This window comes from Parafrankia colletiae, assembly GCF_001854655.1.
GTDB lineage: Bacteria > Actinomycetota > Actinomycetes > Frankiales > Frankiaceae > Parafrankia > Parafrankia colletiae.
Map to the genome: position 1 here is coordinate 1 of NZ_MBLM01000083.1, position 2,361 is coordinate 2,361.

6 protein-coding genes are annotated in these 2,361 nt (G+C 66.3%); all 6 read left to right on the top strand.

From position 1 onward, the window contains the following. The first annotated feature begins 296 nt into the window (after positions 1 to 296). The 6 genes from CC117_RS37360 (at position 297) to CC117_RS10110 (ending at position 2,308) form a co-directional block, all read left to right on the top strand. On the top strand, positions 297 to 473 hold the full coding sequence (locus CC117_RS37360) for a hypothetical protein (RefSeq protein WP_157905385.1): 177 nt from the start codon (positions 297 to 299) through the stop codon (positions 471 to 473). 157 nt (positions 474 to 630) lie between these two features. Then, positions 631 to 1,395 carry a GntR family transcriptional regulator gene (locus CC117_RS10100; RefSeq protein WP_071083488.1) on the top strand — a complete coding sequence of 255 codons (765 nt, stop codon included), beginning with the start codon at positions 631 to 633 and terminating at the stop codon, positions 1,393 to 1,395. A 143-nt stretch (positions 1,396 to 1,538) separates the two neighbouring features. Further along, on the top strand, positions 1,539 to 1,703 hold the full coding sequence (locus tag CC117_RS37365) for a hypothetical protein (RefSeq protein ID WP_157905386.1): 165 nt from the start codon (positions 1,539 to 1,541) through the stop codon (positions 1,701 to 1,703). After that, the gene (locus CC117_RS39785; protein ID WP_256385370.1) at positions 1,700 to 1,828 is read left to right on the top strand and encodes a hypothetical protein; all 129 of its coding nucleotides are present in this window, start codon (positions 1,700 to 1,702) and stop codon (positions 1,826 to 1,828) included. The genes CC117_RS37365 and CC117_RS39785 overlap by 4 nt, the downstream gene beginning before the upstream one ends. Further along, on the top strand, positions 1,825 to 2,004 hold the full coding sequence (locus CC117_RS10105) for a hypothetical protein (protein WP_071083489.1): 180 nt from the start codon (positions 1,825 to 1,827) through the stop codon (positions 2,002 to 2,004). Before CC117_RS39785 ends, CC117_RS10105 begins: the two co-directional genes overlap by 4 nt. Before the next feature lie 91 nt (positions 2,005 to 2,095). After that, positions 2,096 to 2,308 (top strand): hypothetical protein, encoded by a 213-nt coding sequence (locus CC117_RS10110; protein WP_071083490.1) that lies wholly within the window; start codon positions 2,096 to 2,098, stop codon positions 2,306 to 2,308. Positions 2,309 to 2,361 lie beyond the last annotated feature (53 nt).

The following is a 2,361-nucleotide window of genomic DNA, read 5'->3' on the forward strand; positions in this document are numbered from 1 at the left end:
GCGGCGGATCGTCTCCTCGTTGTCGGCTGGCACTCGCCGCACGGTAGGGAGGTACAGCTATCCCTGCTGGTCGCCATGTACACCTGTACCAGGCTCCGCTAGCGTGAGCGGTCCGCAACAAAAGCGTGGCCCCRCCCGGTGTCGCCACACCGGAACGAGGCCGACCGGTCAAAGGGGACCAGTCAATGGATCGATCATTTCACCGATTCCGACAGGCAGYCACACCCGGAGCGGCCATAGYGCGCATGCACCCGGAGCCGCCGGCGCCGGACGTAGGCCCGATACCCTCTCAGGTCGTGCCCGACGAGGACGGGGTGACCGTCTTTGTTGCCCATCCGGCGACTGCGGAAGATCTGATCCGCCTGCTGGTCCGCGCAACCGCGCGACGGGWAGATTTGGAGCTGTTGGCCATGGCCGAGGCCAAGGGTGGCTTCCTGGTCCGTCTCATGAAGGGCGGCAACCCGACAGGCTGAGCTGCCAGGTTTTGCCCTATTTRGGCGGACGTTCTAATCGAACATCTGTGCGTATTTCGGCTTGCACGTCACGACGATCACTACCACTCGACGACGCAAGCGTGCCGCTCTCGGCGTAGCCTAGCTAGCTAGGTAGCGAAGCATCCGGGAGGGCGCAATGATGATCGACCGTGGCGGAGGCCGTCACACCTACCAGACGATCGCCTGGGCGATCCGACGAGGGATCGAGGGTGGCGAGCTACGGGACGRCGACAAAATCCCCAGCCTGYCRACCATCCAAGCGGAGTACAACGTGTCCAACCCGACGGCCCAAGCCGCCGTCAGACTCCTCAAGTCCTGGCAGCTTGTCCGGTCGCGCCCCGGCGAAGGCACGTTCGTTTCCACCATCCGCCCAGTGATCAACACGATGACGGACATGACCTTGCCTAGCGCGGAAGGTAAGCGCCGGACATGGAAGGGGATCGTCGCCGAGTTCGGGCGCGAAGGCARCCAGAAGCCCACCGGCGCGGGCCGCGCCGAGGCGCCCATCGAGGTTGCCGACGCCTTCGGCTACGACGCAGACACCCCGATAGCGTGGCGCCAGCGGCRCCTGCTCATCGACGGTTTGGTTGCCCAGATCTCGACCTCCTATTACGCCGAGCAGGTCGCCGCCGCGATTCCCGAGCTGGTCAGCCCTGAGCGGCTGCGGACCAACTCCATGCAGATGATGGCCGACGTCGGCTTCGTCATCGTTCCAGGGTTGGGTCGGGACGTGGTCTACGGGCGAGGGGYGACCGAGGATGAGGCCCGGGTGTTCGAGATCAACATCGGCACACCGGTGACCGAGGATTTCCGGGTCGGTCGTGGYGCCGACGGCGAGGTACTGACGATCGAAACCATGATCTCGAACAGTGCGCTTCTGCGGCAGGCATGGGTGTTTTGACCTAAAAGTAACCCCAACCTAGCCACTTGACGAGCTAGCTAGCTAGCTCTAGCGTTGATCTCCTAGGGAGACAGGCGAACCCCGGCGCCAGCCRCCAAGCCTCAGCGCCGGGGTTCTTGATCCGACCCCGGGAGGTCGAACCCATGTCGCATCCTGCCCCATTTTCGTTCGTTCAGGACCCGCCGTTGCGTGGTCCGTCGCCGACCGACCCGTTCCCCGAGCCCGACGAGCTTCGGACCCTGCTCGGCGGTGACCTGCCGACCCGCGGCACCGTCCCGACCCAGCGCACCGGCGGAGGCTCCCTGTGAGCAACCCGACCGAGGGGATGACCCGCGAGCAGGCAAGGCAGTGGGTCGCGGAGCAGAAGAAGAACAACGATCTTGGCGGCGCCATCGTCCTCGCCGACGGCCGCCCCAAGGGGGGCTCCAAGTGAGCCGCATCCCCGAGCAGGAGCACGAGCTGCGTGTCCTGCTCGACATGGACATCGAGTCCATGACGGGCGACGCGCCACACCAGTGGGCGCGGAGAGTCCACGAGCTGGCCCCCGAGATGGCCGACAAGATCTGGATCAGCGGTCAGCCCGACGTGGAGACGGAGGGGCAGCGGTGAGCAAGTCGAGGGAGGAGCAGCTCGCCGAGCTGGACGAGGACGGCCGGATGGGCCGTCAGATCAAGGACATCATCACCAAGGGCGGCAAGTCGTGATCGCCACCGACACCGAGGGCCAGATCCGGGAGGCCTACTGGGGGCTCGCGGACGGTCCGCGGGTTCCTGTCTCCCTCGACGCCATCCGTCGCGCGCTACGAGAGGTTCCCGAGACCGCGGTAGACGCGGCCCTGAACCGCATGRAGGGCCGCCCTGGGGTCACGCTCGGCGCCAAGTCCACCCTGGCCCTCGACGGGCCGGTCTGGTGATGGCTACCGCCGAGGTTCTCGCCGCTGCAGCGCTACCGGCGGCGGCGGTGTTC

Excerpts from the sequence above, each read along its gene's own strand:
- CC117_RS37365 (WP_157905386.1), top strand. The coding sequence starts at position 1,539 with ATGTCGCATCCTGCCCCATTTTCGTTCGTTCAGGACCCGCCGTTGCGT.